Origin of the sequence: Streptococcus sp. A11 (genome assembly GCF_043674225.1) — a bacterium.
In the GTDB taxonomy this organism is placed as follows: Bacteria; Bacillota; Bacilli; order Lactobacillales; family Streptococcaceae; genus Streptococcus; species Streptococcus suis_V.
In genome coordinates, this window is record NZ_JBIMJS010000006.1 from 48,173 (window position 1) to 69,230 (window position 21,058).

Annotated in this window: 21 protein-coding genes; 4 read left to right on the plus strand and 17 right to left on the minus strand. The window is 43.6% G+C overall.

Annotation, left to right across the window (positions count from 1 at the left end; translation table 11 throughout):
• Positions 1-211: 211 nt before the first annotated feature.
• Positions 212-1,699: a DUF1846 domain-containing protein gene (locus tag ACHBIF_RS04940; RefSeq protein WP_394719047.1), complete on the plus strand. Its 1,488-nt coding sequence runs from the start codon at positions 212-214 to the stop codon at positions 1,697-1,699.
• 86 nt (positions 1,700-1,785) lie between these two features.
• Here the strand turns inward: ACHBIF_RS04940 and ptsP are convergent, their stop codons facing one another.
• From ptsP to acnA, 5 genes are all read right to left on the minus strand, one after another.
• A complete protein-coding gene (ptsP, locus tag ACHBIF_RS04945; protein ID WP_394719049.1) occupies positions 1,786-3,519 on the minus strand; it encodes a phosphoenolpyruvate--protein phosphotransferase in 1,734 nt (577 codons plus the stop codon).
• Between the two features lie 4 nt (positions 3,520-3,523).
• Positions 3,524-3,787 carry a phosphocarrier protein HPr gene (locus ACHBIF_RS04950; protein WP_002936050.1) on the minus strand — a complete coding sequence of 88 codons (264 nt, stop codon included), beginning with the start codon at positions 3,785-3,787 and terminating at the stop codon, positions 3,524-3,526.
• A 155-nt stretch (positions 3,788-3,942) separates the two neighbouring features.
• Positions 3,943-5,124 carry an NADP-dependent isocitrate dehydrogenase gene (gene icd, locus ACHBIF_RS04955; protein WP_394719053.1) on the minus strand — a complete coding sequence of 394 codons (1,182 nt, stop codon included), beginning with the start codon at positions 5,122-5,124 and terminating at the stop codon, positions 3,943-3,945.
• Between the two features lie 2 nt (positions 5,125-5,126).
• Positions 5,127-6,245: a citrate synthase gene (locus ACHBIF_RS04960; protein WP_105160054.1), complete on the minus strand. Its 1,119-nt coding sequence runs from the start codon at positions 6,243-6,245 to the stop codon at positions 5,127-5,129.
• Positions 6,242-9,007: an aconitate hydratase AcnA gene (acnA, locus tag ACHBIF_RS04965; protein WP_394719056.1), complete on the minus strand. Its 2,766-nt coding sequence runs from the start codon at positions 9,005-9,007 to the stop codon at positions 6,242-6,244. Before acnA ends, ACHBIF_RS04960 begins: the two co-directional genes overlap by 4 nt.
• Positions 9,008-9,228: 221 nt before the next feature.
• On the opposite strand from acnA, the gene nrdH reads away from it, so the two are divergent.
• From nrdH to nrdF, 3 genes are all read left to right on the plus strand, one after another.
• The gene (gene nrdH, locus ACHBIF_RS04970) at positions 9,229-9,447 is read left to right on the plus strand and encodes a glutaredoxin-like protein NrdH (RefSeq protein WP_105101028.1); all 219 of its coding nucleotides are present in this window, start codon (positions 9,229-9,231) and stop codon (positions 9,445-9,447) included.
• 29 nt (positions 9,448-9,476) lie between these two features.
• Positions 9,477-11,636 carry a class 1b ribonucleoside-diphosphate reductase subunit alpha gene (gene nrdE, locus ACHBIF_RS04975; protein WP_394719058.1) on the plus strand — a complete coding sequence of 720 codons (2,160 nt, stop codon included), beginning with the start codon at positions 9,477-9,479 and terminating at the stop codon, positions 11,634-11,636.
• Positions 11,637-11,951: 315 nt separating this feature from the next.
• Positions 11,952-12,911 carry a class 1b ribonucleoside-diphosphate reductase subunit beta gene (gene nrdF / locus ACHBIF_RS04980; protein ID WP_105122184.1) on the plus strand — a complete coding sequence of 320 codons (960 nt, stop codon included), beginning with the start codon at positions 11,952-11,954 and terminating at the stop codon, positions 12,909-12,911.
• A 41-nt stretch (positions 12,912-12,952) separates the two neighbouring features.
• Here the strand turns inward: nrdF and ACHBIF_RS04985 are convergent, their stop codons facing one another.
• From ACHBIF_RS04985 to alaS, 12 genes are all read right to left on the minus strand, one after another.
• Positions 12,953-13,630: a type II CAAX prenyl endopeptidase Rce1 family protein gene (locus ACHBIF_RS04985; protein WP_172021301.1), complete on the minus strand. Its 678-nt coding sequence runs from the start codon at positions 13,628-13,630 to the stop codon at positions 12,953-12,955.
• A gap of 9 nt (positions 13,631-13,639) precedes the next feature.
• On the minus strand, positions 13,640-13,957 hold the full coding sequence (locus ACHBIF_RS04990) for a hypothetical protein (protein WP_105111441.1): 318 nt from the start codon (positions 13,955-13,957) through the stop codon (positions 13,640-13,642).
• A 15-nt stretch (positions 13,958-13,972) separates the two neighbouring features.
• The gene (locus ACHBIF_RS04995) at positions 13,973-14,656 is read right to left on the minus strand and encodes a type II CAAX prenyl endopeptidase Rce1 family protein (RefSeq protein WP_172079140.1); all 684 of its coding nucleotides are present in this window, start codon (positions 14,654-14,656) and stop codon (positions 13,973-13,975) included.
• A 21-nt stretch (positions 14,657-14,677) separates the two neighbouring features.
• The gene (locus tag ACHBIF_RS05000) at positions 14,678-15,436 is read right to left on the minus strand and encodes a DUF3169 family protein (RefSeq protein ID WP_394719062.1); all 759 of its coding nucleotides are present in this window, start codon (positions 15,434-15,436) and stop codon (positions 14,678-14,680) included.
• Positions 15,433-15,648, minus strand: a complete 216-nt coding sequence (locus tag ACHBIF_RS05005; protein WP_172009114.1) for a helix-turn-helix domain-containing protein — start codon at positions 15,646-15,648, stop codon at positions 15,433-15,435. Before ACHBIF_RS05005 ends, ACHBIF_RS05000 begins: the two co-directional genes overlap by 4 nt.
• A 12-nt stretch (positions 15,649-15,660) precedes the next feature.
• Positions 15,661-16,215 (minus strand): DUF3267 domain-containing protein, encoded by a 555-nt coding sequence (locus ACHBIF_RS05010; protein ID WP_394719064.1) that lies wholly within the window; start codon positions 16,213-16,215, stop codon positions 15,661-15,663.
• 147 nt (positions 16,216-16,362) lie between these two features.
• Positions 16,363-16,566, minus strand: coding sequence for a hypothetical protein (locus ACHBIF_RS05015; RefSeq protein ID WP_394719066.1), 204 nt, complete (start codon positions 16,564-16,566; stop codon positions 16,363-16,365).
• The gene (locus tag ACHBIF_RS05020) at positions 16,550-16,774 is read right to left on the minus strand and encodes a hypothetical protein (protein WP_394719068.1); all 225 of its coding nucleotides are present in this window, start codon (positions 16,772-16,774) and stop codon (positions 16,550-16,552) included. The genes ACHBIF_RS05015 and ACHBIF_RS05020 overlap by 17 nt, the downstream gene beginning before the upstream one ends.
• A gap of 50 nt (positions 16,775-16,824) precedes the next feature.
• Positions 16,825-16,986 (minus strand): hypothetical protein, encoded by a 162-nt coding sequence (locus ACHBIF_RS05025; protein WP_161498001.1) that lies wholly within the window; start codon positions 16,984-16,986, stop codon positions 16,825-16,827.
• 40 nt (positions 16,987-17,026) lie between these two features.
• Entirely contained in the window at positions 17,027-17,236 is a 210-nt protein-coding gene (locus ACHBIF_RS05030; RefSeq protein ID WP_105122177.1) for a hypothetical protein, read from the minus strand.
• A gap of 198 nt (positions 17,237-17,434) precedes the next feature.
• Entirely contained in the window at positions 17,435-18,337 is a 903-nt protein-coding gene (locus ACHBIF_RS05035; RefSeq protein ID WP_394719071.1) for a carbohydrate kinase family protein, read from the minus strand.
• 72 nt (positions 18,338-18,409) lie between these two features.
• Positions 18,410-21,028 (minus strand): alanine--tRNA ligase, encoded by a 2,619-nt coding sequence (gene alaS, locus ACHBIF_RS05040; RefSeq protein WP_394719073.1) that lies wholly within the window; start codon positions 21,026-21,028, stop codon positions 18,410-18,412.
• Between the last annotated feature and the right edge of the window lie 30 nt (positions 21,029-21,058).

Below are 21,058 nucleotides of genomic sequence, written 5' to 3' on the forward strand. Positions count from 1 at the left end.
TAAAGTCAATACTTAATTTTGTAAAAATTAAATATTCTTTAAGCGATTGTTTAATTTTTCTTCTATCCGACTTTTTCTTGACAAGATGAGCACAGTTTGTTATAGTATTGTTCGGGCACCTCTTTTGAGAGGTCGGAGAAAAGGCTCCCTAGTTTTAGGGAGCTATTTTTGTTTTTCCCAGAGAACATTACACATTTGGAGGACTAATTGGATGAAGAACATCGCATTTGATTCAAATAAGTATTTGAACCTACAACGTGATCATATTTTAGATCGTATTGCCCAGTTTGAAGGCAAGCTCTATATGGAATTTGGCGGAAAAATGTTGGAAGATTTCCACGCAGCCCGTGTTTTACCAGGCTATGAACCAGATAATAAAATCAAACTCCTCCAAGAGTTGAAAGACCAAGTAGAAATTGTCATTGCCATCAATGCCAGCAATATCGAACATTCTAAGGCACGTGGCGACTTGGGTATCTCTTATGACCAAGAAGTCTTCCGTTTGATTGATACTTTCAATGATATTGATATTTATGTCGGTTCTGTCGTCATTACCCAATACCGCAACCAGCCAGCCGCAGACGCCTTCCGCAAGCAGTTGGAAAAACATGGTATCAAGTCCTATCTTCACTACCCAATCAAGGGCTACCCGTCTGATATTGACCACATCATCTCACCAGAAGGCATGGGCAAAAATGACTATATCGAAACTAGTCGCAATCTCGTCGTTGTCACCGCACCTGGACCTGGTTCAGGTAAATTGGCGACTTGTATCTCCCAACTTTACCACGACCAACTGCATGGCGTAACATCTGGCTATGCTAAGTTTGAAACCTTCCCAGTGTGGAACTTGCCACTCCACCACCCAGTCAACTTGGCATATGAAGCAGCAACTGCTGACCTGGATGACCTCAACATGATTGACCCTTTCCACTTACAAACCTATGGAAAAACAGCCGTCAATTACAACCGTGACATCGAGGTCTTCCCTGTCCTCAACCGTACCTTTGAACGTATTTTGAACAAATCACCATACGCCTCACCAACGGACATGGGCGTTAACATGGTGGGCTATTCCATCGTGGACGAAGAAGCTGCGATCGAAGCATCCAAGCAAGAAATCATCCGCCGCTACTACCAGACCTTGGTTGATTTCAAAGCTGAGCGGGTTGGTGAACAAGCAGTCAAAAAGATTGAGCTCCTCATGAATGAAGTTGGCGTGACACCTGCTGACCGTAAGGTTGTTATCGCTGCGCGCGAAAAAGCAGAGCTGACAGCCAGCCCTGCCCTAGCTATTCAGTTGCCAACTGGAGAGATTGTAACAGGTAAGACATCCGACCTCCTCAAGCCAACTGCAACTGTCCTTCTAAATGCCATCAAGCAAATTGCTAAAATCGATGATGAAACACTTCTCATCGAACCAAACTACATCCGACCAATCCAAGAATTGAAGGCAGATTATCTGGATAAAACCAATACACGACTCGATGCAAGTGAGATTCTTAACGCCCTTGCCATCACTGCACAAGACAGCCCTGTCGCTACACAAGCAATGAAAGAATTGGGCCAATTAAATGGTAGCGAAGCCCACTCAACCGTTATCCTATCTGATGAAGACAAGAGTGTTCTCCGCAAATTAGGCATCAATCTTACCTTTGATCCTATCTATCAGCACAATAAGTTTTATCAGAAAAACTAAAGACAAAAATAGACTTGCCCCGGCAAGTCTATTTTTGTTATAGAAAAAACAAGAATAATTCTACCCTTGTTTTCTCATCTTATCTATTAGTTGAAATCAACATACTCTTTTTGAAGTTCAAGAACTTCTTCTGCCGTTGCACATTCTGTCAAGGCACGGTGAGCATATTCTTCCATCTTAGCTGTGTCAAGTGTCTTCATGAGGCTACGTGTGCGAAGTACAGAAGTTGCGCTCATAGAGAACTCATCCAAGCCCATTCCGACAAGAAGTGGAACAGCTTGTTGGTCACCAGCCATCTCACCACACATACCAGCCCATTTGCCTTCTGCGTGCGCAGCCTTGATAACGTTGTTGATCAAGCGAAGGATAGATGGGTTGTAAGGTTGGTAAAGGTATGAAACTTGCTCGTTCATACGGTCTGCTGCCATTGTGTATTGGATAAGGTCGTTAGTACCGATAGAGAAGAAATCAACTTCTTTCGCAAATTGGTCCGCAAGCATAGCCGCAGCTGGGATTTCAATCATGATACCCACTTGAATATCATCTGCAACTGCAATGCCTTCCGCAAGCAATTTCGCTTTTTCTTCTTCAAGAATAGCTTTTGCAGCACGGAATTCTGTTACCAAGGCAACCATCGGGAACATGATACGAAGTTTACCATGAACAGATGAACGAAGAAGGGCGCGCAACTGAGTACGGAACATTTGGTTACCAGTCTCAGAAATTGAGATACGAAGGGCACGGAAACCAAGGAATGGGTTCATTTCGTGTGGAAGGTCGAAGTAAGGGAGTTCCTTATCACCACCGATGTCCATTGTACGAACCACAACTGGCTTGCCATTCATGCCTTCAAGAACAGCCTTGTAAGCTTCGTATTGCTCATCTTCTGTTGGGAAGTCTTGTGAGTCCATGTACAAGAATTCTGTACGATAAAGACCAACTGCTTCAGCACCGTTATCGTTTACACCTTCAACGTCTTTTGGTGTACCGATGTTTGCGGCCAATTCAAAGTGTTTGCCATCTGCTGTCACTGTTTGAGCATCTTTCAAGAGAGCCCACTCAGCTTTTTGTTTAGCATAGGCTTCACCAGCCGCTTTAAATGCTAGAATCACTTCCTCAGATGGGTTGATAACAACTTCACCTGTGATACCGTTAACAGCGAGGACATCGCCATCTTTCACGATTTCAGTAATATTATTTGTACCCAATACAGCTGCAATTTCAAGTGTACGAGCCATGATAGCTGAGTGACTTGTACGTCCACCGATGTTTGTAACGAAAGCTTTAACGAACTGTTTGTTCAATTGAGCCGTATCAGAAGGTGTCAAGTCATGAGCAATCACAATAGACTCTTCATCAATTGTTGCTGGGTTTGGCAAACGAACACCGAGCAAGTGTGCCAAGACACGTTTTGCAACGTCGCGGATATCTGCTGCACGCTCTTGCATGTATGGGTTATCTTCCATACCTTCAAAGATAGCGATGAACATATCCGTTACTTCTTTCAAACCTGTTTCAGCATTTGTTTTCTTAGCACGGATTGTTTCCTTAATCTGACCAATCATTTCTGGGTCAGCAAGTACCATCAAGTGTGCATCAAATACGGCTGCGGCTTCTTCACCTAGGCTAGCTACTGCATTCTCACGAATAACAGAAAGCTCGTTTTGAGACGCTTCAAGAGCTGCATCCAAACGAGCTTCTTCTGCATTTGTATCTTCAACTGTAACAGTTTCAAAAGATAAATCGGGTTGAACCAGTAGATATGCCTTAGCAACGGCAACACCATCAGATGCTGCAATTCCTTTAAGCATTTCTGTCATGTTCTTATGCCAATCCTTCTTTTTCCATTGTTTCTGTGATTGCTGCGATTGCGTCGTCAGCATCTGCACCTTCAGCAGAGATTGTTACGTCAGCACCTTGGCCAACACCAAGAGACATAACACCCATGATGGACTTAAGGTTTACAGATTTTTCTTTGTAATTCAAAGTGATGTCTGAAGCGAATTTGCTAGCTGTTTGAACGAGCAAAGTTGCTGGACGTGCGTGGATACCTGTTTCTGCCACGATGTGGAAGTCTTTTGAAGCCATATTTGGATTCTCCTTTTTGTTTTACAAAATTTGGGCTATTATGATAACCCTTACAAGGAGGATTATACCACTTTTTGAAATCATTTTCAAGATTTTTTTGCATTTCTTTCATTTTTCTAAGAAAAAGACCTGCCTGGTCGCAAGTCCTTTCTATCTTAAAAATATTGAATAAGAGCCGTAACAAATTGACTAGTAGATAGGGGTTCTACTCCCAAATCCTTTGCAAAGTCAACAGTTACCTGTTTATTTTCAAAAGCTTTTTCGAGTCCAGAAACAATAATCTCTGCTGCTTCTTTCCAATTCATATAATCCAACATCATACAAGCAGACAATAGAACGGAACTTGGATTAGCCTTGTTTTGGCCAGCAATATCTGGCGCTGTTCCATGAGTAGCTTCAAAAATGGCATGTCCTGTTTGGTAATTGATATTTGCACCTGGTGAGATGCCGATTCCACCAACCTGGGCCGCTAGAGCATCTGAAGCGTAGTCTCCGTTGAGATTGGTGAGGGCCACCACATCGAACTTTTCTGGAGCAAGTAAGATTTGCTGAAGGAAATTGTCCGCAATAATATCGTTGACTACCAAATCACCCGACTCAAGAAGATCCGCATATTCTTGTTGAGCCAGTTCATAGCCCCATTTACGGAAACCACCTTCCGTGAACTTTTGAATGTTGCCCTTGTGGACCAGGGTTACATTTTTTAGGCCATTTTCCAAGGCGTAATCAATAGCAGAGCGAACCAAGCGCTTGCTGCCTTCCTCAGAAATCGGCTTGATACCGATACTCGATGTCTCAGGGAAACGAATTTTACTAACTCCCATCTGGTCCTTCAAGAAAGCAAGCACCTGTGCTACTTCAGCAGTTCCAGCATCCCATTCGATACCTGCATAAATATCTTCTGTATTTTCACGGAAAATCGTAATATTGGTTTTTTCAGGCTCTTTGAGTGGACTAGGCACTCCCTTAAAATAGCGGACTGGCCGCACACAGGCAAAGAGGTCCAGTTCCTGGCGCAAGGCCACATTCAGTGATCGATGGCCCTTACCAACAGGCGTTCCCAGCGGTCCTTTAATAGCCACGAGGTGGTCCTTAATGGTGGCTAAGGTCTCGTCTGGTAAGGAAGTTCCTGTTGTTTCATAGGCCTTTTCACCGGCCAATACTTCCTTCCAGACAATCTGACGCTGGCCATCATAAGCCTTTTCAACTGCCGCATCAATCGCAGACTGAGCCGCTGACCAAATATCCTTACCGACACCGTCCCCCTCGATATAGGGAATAATGGGTTGGTCAGGAACCAGCAACTTTCCATTTTCAAATCTAATTTTTTCTGCCATACTTATCTCTTTCCGATTGGGATATAGGTCAAATTCCGTCCACCTAGATAGGACGAACGAGGACGGATGAGCTTATTGTTCTTGCGTTGTTCCTGTACATGGGCAATCCAGCCGGCCATACGGCTCATGGCAAAAATCAAGGTGAAAATATCACTGTCAATGCCCAAAACATGGTATACCGTCGCCGAATAGAAATCCACATTGGGAATCAAGCCTTTTTTGTGCTTGATAAAGTCCTCTACTTCTTCGGACAAGCGATAGAAGGCCTCATCATCCGTTCCCATTGTCAAATCACGCGCCATTTCCTTCAAATATTCTTGACGAGGATCCACCGTTTGATAAACCCGGTGACCAAAGCCCATAATTTTTTCTTTTGAGTCCAATTTTTGCTGCAAGTAACCTTCTGTATCACCAGATTCACGGATTGCCAGCAACATATCGAAAACCCGCTCATTAGCTCCGCCATGTAGAGAACCCTTGAGCGTTCCAATAGCTGTCGTCACGCAAGAATAAATATCTGTCAGGGTGGAGGCGGTCACGCGCGCCGCAAAGGTCGAGGCGTTGAGTTCATGGTCAGCATGGAGGACCAGTGCCTTGCTAAAGGCCTTGACTTGCAAATCTGTCGGCTCCTTCCCATTGAGCATATAGAGGAAATTAGCCGCAAAGCCCAGATCCTCACGAGGCTCAATCGGCACCAAGCCCTTCCGCAGACGAGCAAAGGTTGCAATGATTGTCGGAACCTTAGCCATAATCTGAATCGACTGGTCATAGAGGGCCTCCAGCGAACTTTCCTCAGCCCGAACATTGTAAACACCTAAGAGTGACACCGTTGACCGCAAGACACTCATCGGGTGCAGGTGTCTGCGTGACTGGATGAGAATGCACTGCTCCACCGCATCAGAAATGGCATACTCAGCCCGCAAGGCTTTTTCAAAATAATTGAGCTCAATCTGCGTCGGGAGGTGCAAGTTCCAAAGCAGGTAAATGACCTCTTCAAAAGACGCATTATTGTCCATTAACTCTGAAATATCATAACCAGCATAGGAAAGGCGGTCATTTTCAATCGCACTAATGCGCGTATCGCAGGCAATGGCATCTTTCAATCCATTTGTTTCTGTCATAGTTGACCTCCTAGTTTCTTTCTCACCACCATTGGCAAAATGCCTCCGTGACGGTAATAACGAATATCAGCCTCCGCATCAAAGCGAGCCAGAGCCTGAAATTCCTTGGTTTCATTTTCCGAAATAGCCCGAACAGCTACCATCTGACCGACCGTCACATCCTCCGGCAAATCGATAGAGTAGGTTTCCAAACCAGTCAAGCCCAGACTGTCTGCTGTCTGCCCCTCAAGGAATTGCAAGGGTAGGACACCCATCATGACTAGATTAGAGCGGTGAATGCGTTCAAAGGATTCTGCCAATACAGCCTTGACACCCAAAAGATTGGCCCCCTTGGCTGCCCAGTCACGACTAGAACCCATCCCATAGTCCTTACCAGCAATTACCAGGCTACCAATTCCAGCCTCCTGATACTTCATAGCAACATCATAAATCGGCAGAATTTCGCCATCATACTTGGTAAAACCACCAATTTTTCCATCTGCCAACTCATTTTTAATCCGGATATTGGCAAATGTTCCTCGCATCATGACCTGGTGGTTCCCACGGCGACTACCATAGGAGTTGAAGTCAAAGTATGAAATCCCATTATCCTCTAGGTAGCGAGCAGCGGGACTGAGTCGCGCAATGTTCCCCGCTGGTGAAATGTGGTCGGTAGTGACAGAGTCTCCAAATTTGGCCAGGACTGCTAGATTGTCCAAAGGCTTGATAGATAAATCTGCCTGCATATTATCAAAATATGGCGGGTTTTGAATGTAGGTTGACTTGTCATTCCAGGCATAATTTTTATCCGACGTCGTTTCAATGGCATTCCAAGCTTGACTATCTGTAAAGACCTGTTGGTATTCTTCCTTATAAAGGTCACGGGTCACATACTGCTCGATATAGGCATCTACTTCCTCACGACTTGGCATGATGTCTGAGAGATAGACAGGTTGACCATTTTGGTCTTGACCAAGCGGCTCTGTCGTCAAGTCAACATTCATGTTTCCTGCAATGGCATAGGCCACTACAAGGGGCGGACTTGCAAGGAAATTAGCTTTGACGAGCGGATTGATACGGCCCTCAAAGTTGCGGTTTCCAGATAAGACTGCCGAAACCAGCAAATCTTCTTCCTTAATGGCTTCTGCAACTTCTACTGGCAAATCACCGGAATTCCCGATACAAGTGGTACAACCATAGCCGACCAAGTTAAATCCAAGCGCATCCAGATAGGTTTGGAGGCCTGAATTTTTCAAGTAACCTGTAACAACTTTTGAACCAGGTGCCAGAGAAGTCTTGACCGTTTTATTGACTGTCAGGCCTTTTTCAACCGCATTCTTAGCCAGTAATCCTGCCGCTAAAAGTACGTAGGGGTTAGATGTATTTGTACAAGAGGTAATAGCTGCAATGGCTACATGACCTGTCTGAATCGTCTCATCTCCGTCCGCATAATGCACCGTCGCTGTCTTCTCTAGCTCTGCCTTGTCCAAACCAAAACCACGAACACCAACTTCACGAGTGATGCTGGCAGCAAATTCCTCCTTGGCATCGGTCAATTCAATCAAATCTTGCGGCCGTTTTGGTCCAGAAATAGACGGCACCACCGTTGACAAATCCAACTCCAAAACCTTGGTGTAGGTTGGGAAATTGACCTCATCGTAGAACAGATGATTGACCTTGGCATAAGCCTCCGTCAAGGCGATATGGTCCTCTGAACGGTTGGTCAGGCGCATGTAGTTTAAGGTCTCAGCATCGATCGGGAAGTAACCACAAGTCGCGCCATACTCAGGTGCCATGTTGGAAACCGTCGCCCGGTCAGCCAGTGCCAATGAAGACAGACCCGGTCCAAAAAATTCAACAAACTTGCCGACAACATTTTCCTGGCGGAGCAATTGTGTCACCCGTAGAGCCAAATCTGTCGCTGTCGCAACCTTGGGCAGACTGCCTGTCAAATGAACACCAATCACTTCTGGAATTGGGAAATAAGACGCCTCTCCCAACATAGCTGCCTCGGCCTCAATACCTCCGACACCCCAGCCCAGAACACCGATACCGTTGATCATGGTCGTATGGCTGTCCGTACCGAACATAGAATCTGGATAAAGTAGGCCATCCTGCTCGATGACAACATCACTGAGGAACTCAATATTGACCTGGTGGATAATCCCTGTTGCAGGTGGCACAGCCCGATAATTCTCAAAAGAGTTTTCCGCCCATTTTAAGAATTCATAACGCTCGTTATTGCGCTCAAATTCTAGCTCAATATTTTTTTCCAGAGCCTGGTCCGTACCGAAGTAATCGACCTGCACAGAGTGGTCAACCACCAAATCAACTGGAATTTCGGGGTTAATCAAATCAGGACTGCCACCCGCCTTAACCACCGCATCACGCATGGATGCAAGGTCAACCACAACTGGAACCCCTGTAAAATCCTGCAAAATAACACGACTAGGCTTAAAAGGAACCTCACCCTGTGGAGCTGCAGCCTGGTAGGTCACCAAATCTTTAATGTGACTTTTGGTCACATCTACACCATCTTCCTTACGAAGTAAGCTTTCTAACAGAATACGAATCGTATAAGGGAGTGCCTGAATATTCACACCATGTTCTTGGGCAACCTCTCCCAAATCATAGTAAGAGAATAATTGTTGTTTGTGTTCAAAATTCGATTTGTTCTTTTGAGTCATGTCTGCTACCTCTATGTATTCATTATGTATATTATACTGGAAGTTGCTTTTTTTATTCAAACACAACTTAACCATGAATGTCATATTTTGTGACATATGGTGATTTCGCATAGAAAACAGCTCTACTACGGCTTAAACAAAGCTTGTAGACCTCATTTTCAGAAAACACTACATGTAGTATTTTCTTGTTCGTTATTCGTCTATATTTTGTGATTTGTTTAAGCTAACCCCTTGACTTTAACCCCAAAATCTTGTATTCTAGATTGGTAAATTTGAAGGGAATTATGCAATTTCCTTGTAAACAAAGGAGAAATCGAATGGTTACTATCTATTCAAAAAATGATTGTGTACAGTGCAAGATGTCTAAGAAATTCCTAGACCAACACGGTGTGGAATACAAGGAAATCAACCTGGATGAGCAGCCAGAATTTATTGACCACGTCAAAGGACTTGGTTTCTCAGCAGCGCCAGTGATCGAAACCGAAAACGACGTTTTCTCTGGTTTCCAACCTGCAAAATTAAAAGCCTTAGTATAAGAACCCTGTTATAGAAAGAGATTGCGACTATGAGTTTGAAAGATTTGGGCGATGTGTCCTACTTCCGTTTAAATAACGAAATCAACCGTCCTGTCAATGGACAAATCCCCCTCCACAAGGATCAGGAGGCCCTTAAAGCCTTTTTCAAGGAAAACGTTATCCCTAACAGCAAGCAATTCGATAGTATTTTGGATAAAATCAACTATCTTGTCGAGGAAAATTATTTAGAAAAAGAATTTTTGGAGCAGTACAGCCCAGAATTTCTCATTAAAATTGACCAATTTTTGAAAGACCAGAACTTCCAATTTAAGTCTTTCATGGCAGCCTACAAGTTTTATAACCAGTACGCCCTCAAGACAAACGACGGTGCTTACTATCTGGAAAGCATGGAGGACCGCGTCCTCTTCAACGCCCTCTATTTTGCGGAAGGTGACGAAGAATTGGCCTTGGATTTGGCAAACGAGATGATCCACCTGCGTTACCAGCCTGCAACTCCTTCCTTCCTCAATGCTGGTCGTGCTCGCCGTGGTGAATTGGTATCCTGTTTCTTGCTTCAAGTAACAGACGACATGAACTCTATCGGTCGTTCTATCAACTCTGCTCTGCAATTGTCCCGTATCGGTGGTGGTGTCGGTATTTCCCTTAGCAACTTACGTGAGGCAGGCGCACCAATCAAGGGCTACGAGGGGGCTGCTTCTGGGGTTGTTCCTGTTATGAAACTTTTCGAAGACAGCTTCTCCTATTCTAACCAACTTGGGCAACGCCAAGGAGCTGGGGTAGTCTATCTGGATGTTTTCCACCCAGATATTATCGCCTTCCTTTCGACTAAGAAGGAAAATGCGGATGAGAAAGTTCGTGTAAAAACCCTTTCTCTCGGTATCACTGTTCCTGATAAGTTCTACGAATTGGCTCGTAAAAATGAGGACATGTACCTCTTCAGCCCTTACTCTGTTGAGCTAGAATACGGCGTGCCATTCAGCTATTTGGACATTACAGCTAAATATGACGAGTTGGTGGCCAACCCTCGCATTCGTAAGACAAAAATCAAGGCCCGCGATTTGGAGACAGAAATTTCAAAACTCCAACAAGAATCAGGCTATCCGTATGTCATCAACATTGACACGGCCAACCGCAGCAATCCAGTTGACGGCAAAATCATCATGTCCAACCTTTGCTCAGAAATCCTGCAAATCCAGACACCAAGCGTCATCAACGATTCGCAAGAATATTTGACAATGGGTACTGACGTTTCATGTAACTTGGGTTCAACCAACATTGTTAACCTCATGAAATCACCTGATTTTGGCCGTTCTGTTCGTGCTATGACACGTGCCTTGACCTATGTTACTGACCATTCGCACATTTCTGCTGTGCCTTCGATTGAGGCAGGTAATGAGCGTGCACATTCGATTGGTTTGGGTGCCATGGGACTTCATTCTTACTTGGCGCAAAACTTGGTGGACTACGGTTCAAAAACAGCCGTTGAATTTACCAATATCTACTTCATGCTCCTCAACTACTGGACTTTGGTAGAATCAAACAACATTGCACGAGAACGCAAGGCGACTTTTGATAACTTTGAAAACTCAAAATATGCAGACGGCACATATTTCGATAAGTATGTGACAGGCAACTACCAACCACAATCTGACCGTGTTAAAGAATTATTCCAAGGTATTTTTATTCCAAGCGGACAAGATTGGGCTGACCTGCGTGATAAGGTGATGGTAGACGGTCTCTACCACCAAAACCGCTTGGCAGTTGCACCAAACGGCTCTATTTCCTATATCAATGATGTCTCTGCTTCCATCCACCCAATCACTCAACGGATTGAAGAACGTCAAGAGAAGAAAATCGGTAAAATCTACTATCCAGCAGCAGGCTTGGCAACGGAAACTATTCCGTTCTACAAATCAGCCTACGACATGGATATGCGCAAGGTGATTGATGTCTACGCTGCTGCTACTGAGCACGTCGACCAAGGTTTGTCACTGACCCTCTTCCTCCGCAGCGAATTGCCAAAAGAGCTTTACGAGTGGAAAAATGAGAACAAGCAGACAACCCGTGACCTCTCTATCCTGCGCAACTACGCCTTCAACAAAGGTATCAAGTCTATCTACTACATCCGCACCTTCACCGACGACGGAGAAGAAATCGGATCAAACCAATGTGAAAGTTGTGTGATTTAAGACACTAACATTCATTGATGCTAAAGCATCTAATGAATGAACGGTACTGACTATATGGTCAGTACCTAAGTGGCTTACTACCTCGAAAAGTCGTTAAGTTCGAACGACTTTTCTCAGGTCGTAACTTGCAAGGGATTAGCTGTTGGCAAGCCAACTACCTAATCTACGCCAACCGCTATGAGCGGATTAGCTAGTTACCATACGTCAATTTGTGCTGCTTGCGAACAAAGCAATCTAATGAACGTCCTTGGGGCGTTTTTTAGCAAAAAATATGATACAATAGTGTAGATATTTCTAGAAAAGAAAGAGAGAAATATGGAAACCTACTACAAAGCCATAAACTGGAATGCCATTGAAGATGTCATTGACAAATCGACCTGGGAAAAATTGACCGAGCAATTTTGGCTCGACACGCGTATCCCTTTGTCCAATGACTTGGATGACTGGCGTAAATTGACTGCCGAAGAGAAAGACCTGGTTGGCAAGGTCTTTGGTGGTCTGACACTCTTGGATACCCTTCAATCTGAAACAGGTGTTCAAGCCCTCCGCCAAGATGTGCGGACACCACACGAAGAGGCTGTTTACAACAACATCCAATTCATGGAGTCTGTTCACGCCAAGTCCTACTCTTCTATCTTCTCCACTCTTAACACCAAGTCAGAGATTGAAGAAATTTTTGAATGGACCAACAGCAATGAATACCTGCAACGCAAGGCTAAAATCATCAACGAAATTTATGAAAATGGCACAGCGCTCGAGAAGAAAGTAGCCAGCGTATTTTTAGAGACCTTCCTTTTCTATTCTGGTTTCTTCACTCCGCTCTACTATCTTGGAAATAACAAGCTGGCCAACGTTGCTGAAATTATCAAGTTGATTATCCGTGACGAATCTGTCCACGGTACCTATATCGGCTACAAATTCCAGCTCGGTTTCAATGAATTGACCGAAGAGGAGCAAGACAAGCTCCGCGACTGGATGTACGACCTACTCTATCAGCTTTATGAAAATGAAGAAGGCTACACTCGTTCGCTCTATGATAGCGTTGGCTGGACTGAGGAAGTTTTGACCTTCCTACGCTACAATGCCAACAAAGCCCTAATGAACATGGGACAGGACCCACTCTTCCCAGATTCAGCGGATGATGTCAATCCAATCATCATGAACGGTATTTCGACCGGTACATCCAACCACGACTTCTTCTCTCAAGTTGGTAACGGCTACCTGCTTGGTGAAGTAGAGGCCATGCAGGATGATGATTACCTTTATGGTTTGTAAAATAGATAAATAAAAAAAAGCAGTCGACCACTGCTTTTTTTCTATACCCCAACCAATATCATGCCGTAGGCAATCAGGTTGTTGACTAAATGGAGCGCCATTGAATAGCGGATATCTCGTTTGAGCAAGAAAATCCATCCCAGATTGACTCCCATTGTAAAGTAAATCAAGAACTGAGGAATGGTTGCTGGTCCGTGTGGTAGGCTGAACAAAAGCCCTGACACAATCAAGTAAATCCCCACTGTTTTCATGCTCTGCATTTTCGGGAAGAAATAGGTGGCCAGAAAACCACGGAAAATCAATTCTTCCAGGATAGGGGCAAATACCACTACGGAGAAAAAGGCAAGAATGGGGTAAGCAGAAACAAACTGCACCACTATCATCTGGTTTTGGCTTTCCTCTACAGGAATGAGAAACTGAATGACAAAATAGACCAGGTAGACCAGAATAGGCCAGTGTAGCTTGTGGAACCAGCTACTTTCGACGGTGTAGGCAATGGTCTTGCGTGGATAGACGACCTTCCAGAGGACCACAGCGAGGATTGTGGTCAGCACGATGCCGATAATGCCGCTAATCCAGACTGCTTGTTCCACAATTGGAGCTGGTAGCTCTGCTGCTAGTTGGTCCTTGAAGATGCCCAGCGAGATAAAGCTGCTGGTGACCTGGCTTGCTAGGAAATAAAGCACTATCAAGCCTAAGTGTTTGATAAATTTTAACATAGATAACCCCTAATCTACTTTTCTAAATTCAGCAATAGCATCCAGTCTGACCAAGCGAGTCGTGGTCTTACCGGCCTTGCCTGTCTGACTGAGCTTGACCCAATCCTCATCGCAGGCCCCAATCGTAAAATCCTGTCCAATCCCATCTTCAAAGACTACATGAACTGTAGCACCAACCAATTCTTCCACCATTTTTGACATGACATTTCCTCCATTTATCTGTTTTTTGAGTTTCTTGATCTGTTTTGCCAATTTCTTGACTTTTCCATCGTAGGAAAAATAGGATACAAACAGGAAACCAACCGCTGCAAGGGCAATATACTCCATACTTTCACCTCCGACTTATCCTAATGAACCATTCATGAGCATTTGCATCAAAAGCATGAGCAAAAATCCGATGATATTGTTGATGAAATGCACCAGCATGCTGTACTCCAAGCGTTTGCCTAGGCGGTAAATGAGACCTAGCACCAGCCCCATGCCCCCATACATAATCCAAGAACCAAGCCCTGTCGGAGCGTGCATGAGACCAAAGAGTAGGCTGGATAAGATGAGACCGAAGATAGATTCCTTGCCAAAGATTTTACCCATGATAAAGCCTCGGAAGACGATTTCCTCGACAATAGGAGCAAAAATAGATGTCAATAAAAACAAGATAATCGGAGGAAATCCCATATCTTCAATGGCTTGCTGATTGACTGTGTTGAGCCCTTCACCCGACAATTGCATGACAATGCCTGCTATGATTTTAACAGTAAAAACTGCGATAAATCCAAGACCTACATAGGCCAACATCTTGAGAAAACCGTCCTGCCAAAATTTTGAGAGTAACTTCGCTTTACCTGCTAAGAAGATTTCCAAACCTGTCACTACCAGCAAGGCAGCGCTTGCCCAAACTAGATTGAGCCCTTGGTAATTGTCCAACCGAACTAAAACAAAGGTCGCTCCTATATTTAATGCAAAAGCCAAGAGAAACCATAAAATATAGGGCCAATTTTTCACCATATTCCATTCTTTAATTTTCATCGCAATCTCCTTTTTTCTATATTATTTATAATAATTTTTTGCCATTTTTAACTGCATGACCATAATATAGATATGAATACCTCCTGCAATCAATAGGCCTGTCAATTCTACTTCTCCTTGAATAGCTGAAAGAGCAAAACAAAATAGATAAATCCCCGGTAAAATCATACTGCTCAAGTTCATCACGATTTCAAAAGACATTTTGTAGTTTGCCTGCAATTCTGCCTCATCCAACCCTAAAACGTTAGCCTTTACTTCTTTCAAGGTTGGCACAAGAGGCGCCTTAATACCTTTTATCTTATTGTGCCGTTTCATCAGCAACATTTGCATAACAGTGGTGTAAACCAAGACAACAAATGGCCAAATTGAAAAGAATATAAATAACCCATTAGAAGAAATATCCAATTTCAAATTGAGCATCAAACTGACCATTCCCAAAACTGACATAAGACCTGTAAATGTCACTGCGTACGAGTAGTCTAAACTCAGTACTCGATATAGTTCATCAATGCGCTCATCGTCATCAGCTAAATCCTTATATATTTTATAGTTCTTTTCTGCTTTTATAAAATAATAAAGCTGTGCCAATAAGGAAACAAGTGTCATGAACAAGAGTACTCCGCTAGCTATATCAAGGATAGTTTGGAAGGGTAGTTGCAAAGGATGATCTAATAAGCCAAAAAATCCAATTAAAAAACCTATAGGCGCACCAATTAAAACACCAATACCCAGTTGTTTACCCAATCTGAGAAGACTATTTTTTGATTTTTCTTTCTTCATCCCTCTACCTCCACTAATTGAAAGACATTCTCCATATTTTCGTTAAAAATCTGTGCTATACGCATGGCAATGACCACCGAGGGCGTGTATTCTCCCCGCTCAATCAAGCTAATGGTCTGCCGTGATACTTCTGCTAATTTTGCCAACTCAGTTTGGTTGAGGCTATCCCGTGCCCGCAACTCCTTGAGCCGATTTTTTAAGACATATTCCATGATGTTTCCTTTCTAGGCTTGGTAGATAATCAAGCCTTTTTCTGTTACAGCTACTTCTACCACCACTTTTTTGAATTTTGCCATCAGTAAATAGGTATAATAGAAATCCCCAATACAAGCTGCTGCATGCATGGTTGCTAGAACCTGATAAGCCCCTTTGTCAATCCAACCAAACATTGCAGATGCTGTCAACCCCAAACTAATCAGAACGAAGGGGGCAAGGGCAATTACAACTATTTGAAAACGATTATAAAGGGAGTTGGGACTGATTGCATAAGCCATCCCGCTTTTCCATTTAATTCCATATTTGACAGGATTTTTGGGACAAAAAATTTTAAAAAACAGTCCATGAATCCATTCATGAATGATAGTAAGCATTAGTAAAACAAATAGTGCTTCAATGAATTGCATCTCATTCGTAACATTTTGAAGCTCAACTTTAGAAGCTATAAATCCAAATAGCCAAAAAAACGGAAACACTAATAAAACTGTAGTTGCATACAACCTTACTGCCAACTTTTTATCGCTTCTAACATCTACTTCATATAATTTCTTTTTATTTTCCATTTTTCTTCTCCTTCTATTTCACCTAGCTCAAACTCAATAATCTTAGAGCAACTCCAATCAGTAAGCCGAATATAGTTGCCCCTGTAATCATAATCGCTGCCATATCTGCTGAAATGTATCGTTTCATAAAGTTCCTCCTATCTTTTCCTAGTTTTTTTCACTATTTTTCTTTTTGTTAAATTGCAGAACTAACACCAGTGTCGCCAGCAAAGGAGGAAAGAGGTAACTCAGTTCCGTCAAACTAAGGTCAAATCCTAGTAAGGCTAGAACTTTGAAGACCAAAATATTTATCAAGAATAAGCTGAGGAAAAGTACCAACACTTTCATTCCATTTTTAACTGTCTTGTTCATTTTTCTTATCCTTTTTGTTGCTGAGAGTATCGTCTAAAATAAGGAGAGAACTCATCATCATCAAGAGTATCATGGTATCTATCTCTTGACCAAATACAAAGAGTTGAACGAAACTATAAATCAAATATAGTGCAACTAGAACCTGCACTCCACGCACAACGCTTGTTCCTGTAATCAAAATTCCTTTTTTATTGCTATTGTTTTTCATAACGACCTCCAAGATCAATCAATACGCTTTTCTGTTTTCAATTCCTTATCCTAGAACCAGGCCGTCAAAGCCTGTCCAAACTCCAATCCAATGTGATAGAGAGTAAATATAATCTCTTTAATATCAATCAACGTAATAATAAGTAGAGTTAGAAGAACTTTCTCACGTTTGGTCCAATTATTGAAATTCACTTCAGATTTTGTAGGTGACATATTTTTACTCATGATGATTTCCCGCTTTCTTTATTTTTACTTACTTTATTCTTTTCCCGTTTTTCTCTTTTCTGCCAGCTAGTTTCCACAAGTTCTCATCTGTCACTACGATGGCACAAATGGCAAGAACGACATGAGTATTATCCAACTGCTGCCACTTCATGATGTCAGCTAGCAGGACAAAAACTAGATAGGCAATTGCCAGTACTTGTACGAAGCGCGCAATGTGAAGATTGTTTAACTTTTTCATAATAGTTTCCTACTTTCTTTTTATATGATGATTTCGCTTTCATCTCTTATCTTGATATCATTGTAACACTTCTTTTTCTTTTTGACAAGTATCTTTGTCAAAAAAACAATAAAAATTGTCAAAAAGTTTATAATGATAGTCAAAATGTAGCTGATAATGGGCAATTAGACAAGCAAAAAAGCCCAAATGGGCTCGAATTTATAATTCTGATAAATACTTTCTTAAATCCTCATAGGTTGATGAAGGCAGGTGTACGCCGGGGTTGGCCACAATATAACTGGTGACACGATTGGCAAAGTCGAGCAACTGGTCCAAGGATTTTCCACTAGCTAATCCTGCCAATAGAGCGCCAACATGACTATCCCCCGCTCCCACCGCGTCTACCACTTGCGCTGGATAAGACCTTTGCTCATGCCATTGTCCATCGTAGGCCAAAGCTCCAGCCTCTCCTCTGGTTACCACCAGCGCTTGACCGGTGCGTTCATTTAAGGTCTGCACAGCCTGCCTGATGTCAGTTTGACCTGATAATGTCAAAGCCTCTTGCTCATTAACATGGAGGATAGGAGACAAATCCAAGACTTGCTCCATACGCTGCTTAACTATCAGATGTCCTCGCGGTCCCGGCGCAAAAATGAGCTGGGCAGGAATAGTTTCCAAACTGTCCACTAATGCCTGACCTGTTTCTTCCTCCACTTCTAAACCACAAACGTAAACATAGTCGTACTCCGATAAATCCAACTGGTCCAGCCAAGTAGGGTCAAAATGGTATTCCACACCATGGTCGGACAGAAAGGTCCGTTCTCCGTCGCTTTCGATAAAGCAGTAACAACAGCCGTTGGCTCTTTCCACTAAAACCCGTGGTTCAATTCCAATTTTTTCCAGCTCATTCCTGACAAAATGACCGTAAATGCCCGTCCCTACAGGTGAAATGAAATCATAGTCCACACCCATGTGGTGCAGGATATTGACCACATTGAAAGCACAACCGCCCAGAGACAGGACCTGTTTGTCAATATGCGCATCGCCTTGCCGCCCCGGCAACTGATCCAGATAAATCATCACATCACAAACGGTCGAACCGATTACCAAACATTTTCCCATAGCAAAACCTCCGCTTTAAAGATAGTATAGCACAAAAACTCCCCTATCCAGAGATAAGAGAGTTTGGGAATGTTACAAATTTTCAGCGACAGCCTTCAACAAATCTGCAATCTTAGACGCATCGCTACCACCTGCCATGGCCATATCTGGCTTACCACCACCACGACCTGCTACGATTGGAGCAAGGACTTTGATAAGATTACCAGCATGCACATTACTTGATTTGCTGGCTACAAGGACATTGACCTTGTCACCGATAGAAGCAACCAACACCAAGACATCCGAGTAGTCTTTCTGCTTCCAGTTGTCAGCGAAGGTACGGAGAGCACCCGCATCTGAAACTTGGACCTGGCTAGCGATGTAGCGGACACCGTTTGTCTCTTTGACATCTTTGAAGACATCTCCAGCAGCTGCTGCCGCTGCCTTTTCTTTCAGACTAGCGTTTTCTTTTTGCAAATCGCGGAGCTCCGCAGCCAGTGCCTCCACTTTTGTCGGCACTTGGTCGATTTGTGGCACCTTAAGAGTCTGCGCAATAGCTTTGAGAGCATCCTCGCGGTCACGAAGAGCTAGGAAAGCTTCCTTGCCTGTCACCGCTAAAATACGACGGGTACCTGAACCGATACCTTCTTCTTTGACAATCTTGAAGAGGCCGATTTCAGCTGTATTGCCAACGTGGGTACCACCACAAAGCTCGATAGAATAGTCACCGATTGTAACCACACGGACCACTTTGCCATACTTCTCACCAAAGAGGGCCATGGCACCCATTTCTTTAGCCGTATCCACATCCGTTTCAACTGTGACAATATCCAAGGCTTCCCAGATTTTTTCATTGACTTCATTTTCAATACGACGAAGTTCATCAGCTGTCACTGCTTCAAAGTGTGTGAAGTCAAAGCGGAGGAATCCTTCCTCGTTCAAAGAACCAGCCTGGGTTGCATGCTCACCGATAACATTGTGAAGGGCAGCATGGAGCAAGTGAGTTGCTGTGTGGTTTTTCTCAACGCCACGACGACGGTTTGTGTCGATTTCAAGTGTGTAGGTTTGACCTAGTGAAATGCTAGCAGATAGTTCTACGGTGTGCAATGGCTGACCATTCGGTGCTTTTTGCACATCCACAACTGTTGCAACGACATCACCTGAAGCATTTTTAATCACACCACGGTCGGCAACCTGACCACCCATTTCAGCGTAGAATGGTGTTTGGTCAAAGACAAGAAGGGCTTGACCTTCTGACACAGCTTCTGTCCGCTCATTGTCCGCGATAATCACTGCCAACTTGGCATCTAAGCTAGTTTGACCATAGACAAAAGTTGAGCTTTCGGTAATACCTGCTAGGGTTTCATTTTGCATACCCATTGAGCCACCTTTAACAACGGCCGCACGGGCACGGTCCTGCTGTTCTTTCATGGCAACCTTGAAGCCTTCATGGTCAATCTTATAACCCGCATCTTCAGCCAATTCCTCGGTCAATTCCACAGGGAAACCATAGGTATCGTAGAGCTTGAAGATATCCTTACCTTCAAGAGTATCCTTACCAGCTGCTTTCAAGTCAGCCAAAAGTTCTTCCAAGTGACCGCTACCAGCATCAATGGTGCGAGCAAAGGTTTCTTCCTCACGTTTAACGATTTTCTCAATAAAGTCACGTTTTTCAAGCACTTCTGGGTAGTAGCTTTCCATGATATTGCCAACCGTTTCCACCAATTTGTACAAGAATGGCTCGGTGATGCCCAAACGGCGACCGTGCATGACCGCACGACGAAGCAGACGACGGAGGACATAACCACGGCCTTCGTTACCTGGAAGGGCACCATCACCGATAGCAAATGACAAAGCACGGATGTGGTCTGCGATGACCTTGAAGCTCATGTTATCGCCGTCTGGATCGTAAGTCTTACCAGAAATCTTTTCTACTTCACGAATGATTGGCAAGAAGAGGTCGGTTTCAAAGTTAGTCTTAGCCCCTTGGAAAATAGCTGCCAAACGCTCCAAACCTGCACCCGTATCGATGTTTTTATTTGGCAATTCCTTGTACTCTGAACGCGGAACTGCTGGGTCAGCGTTGAATTGTGAAAGAACGATGTTCCAAATCTCGATGTAACGGTCGTTTTCAATGTCTTCTTCCAGCAAACGAATGCCAATGTTTTCAGGGTCAAAATCTGTACCACGGTCGAAGAAAATTTCCGTATCTGGTCCAGAAGGTCCCGCACCGATTTCCCAGAAGTTATCCTCAAGCGGAATCAAGTGACTTGGCTCAACACCGAGAGCAATCCAGCGGTTGTAAGAATCCATATCGTCTGGATAGTAGGTCATGTAGAGCTTGTCTTTTGGAAAGGCAAACCATTCTGGACTTGTCAAAAGCTCAAAGCCCCACTCAATCGCTTCATCACGGAAATAATCTCCGATAGAGAAGTTCCCAAGCATTTCAAACATGGTGTGGTGGCGGGCTGTCTTACCAACGTTTTCAATGTCGTTGGTACGTATTGATTTTTGAGCGTTGGTAATCCGTGGATTTTCAGGAATGACAGATCCATCGAAATATTTTTTAAGCGTTGCTACACCAGAGTTAATCCACAAAAGAGTTGGATCGTTTACTGGGACAAGGTTTGCGGAAGGCTCAACAGAGTGGCCTTTTGATTTCCAGAAATCCAACCACATTTGACGAATTTGAGCAGAAGATAAATTTTTCATAATTAAGATACCAAGCCCGATTAGAAGGCG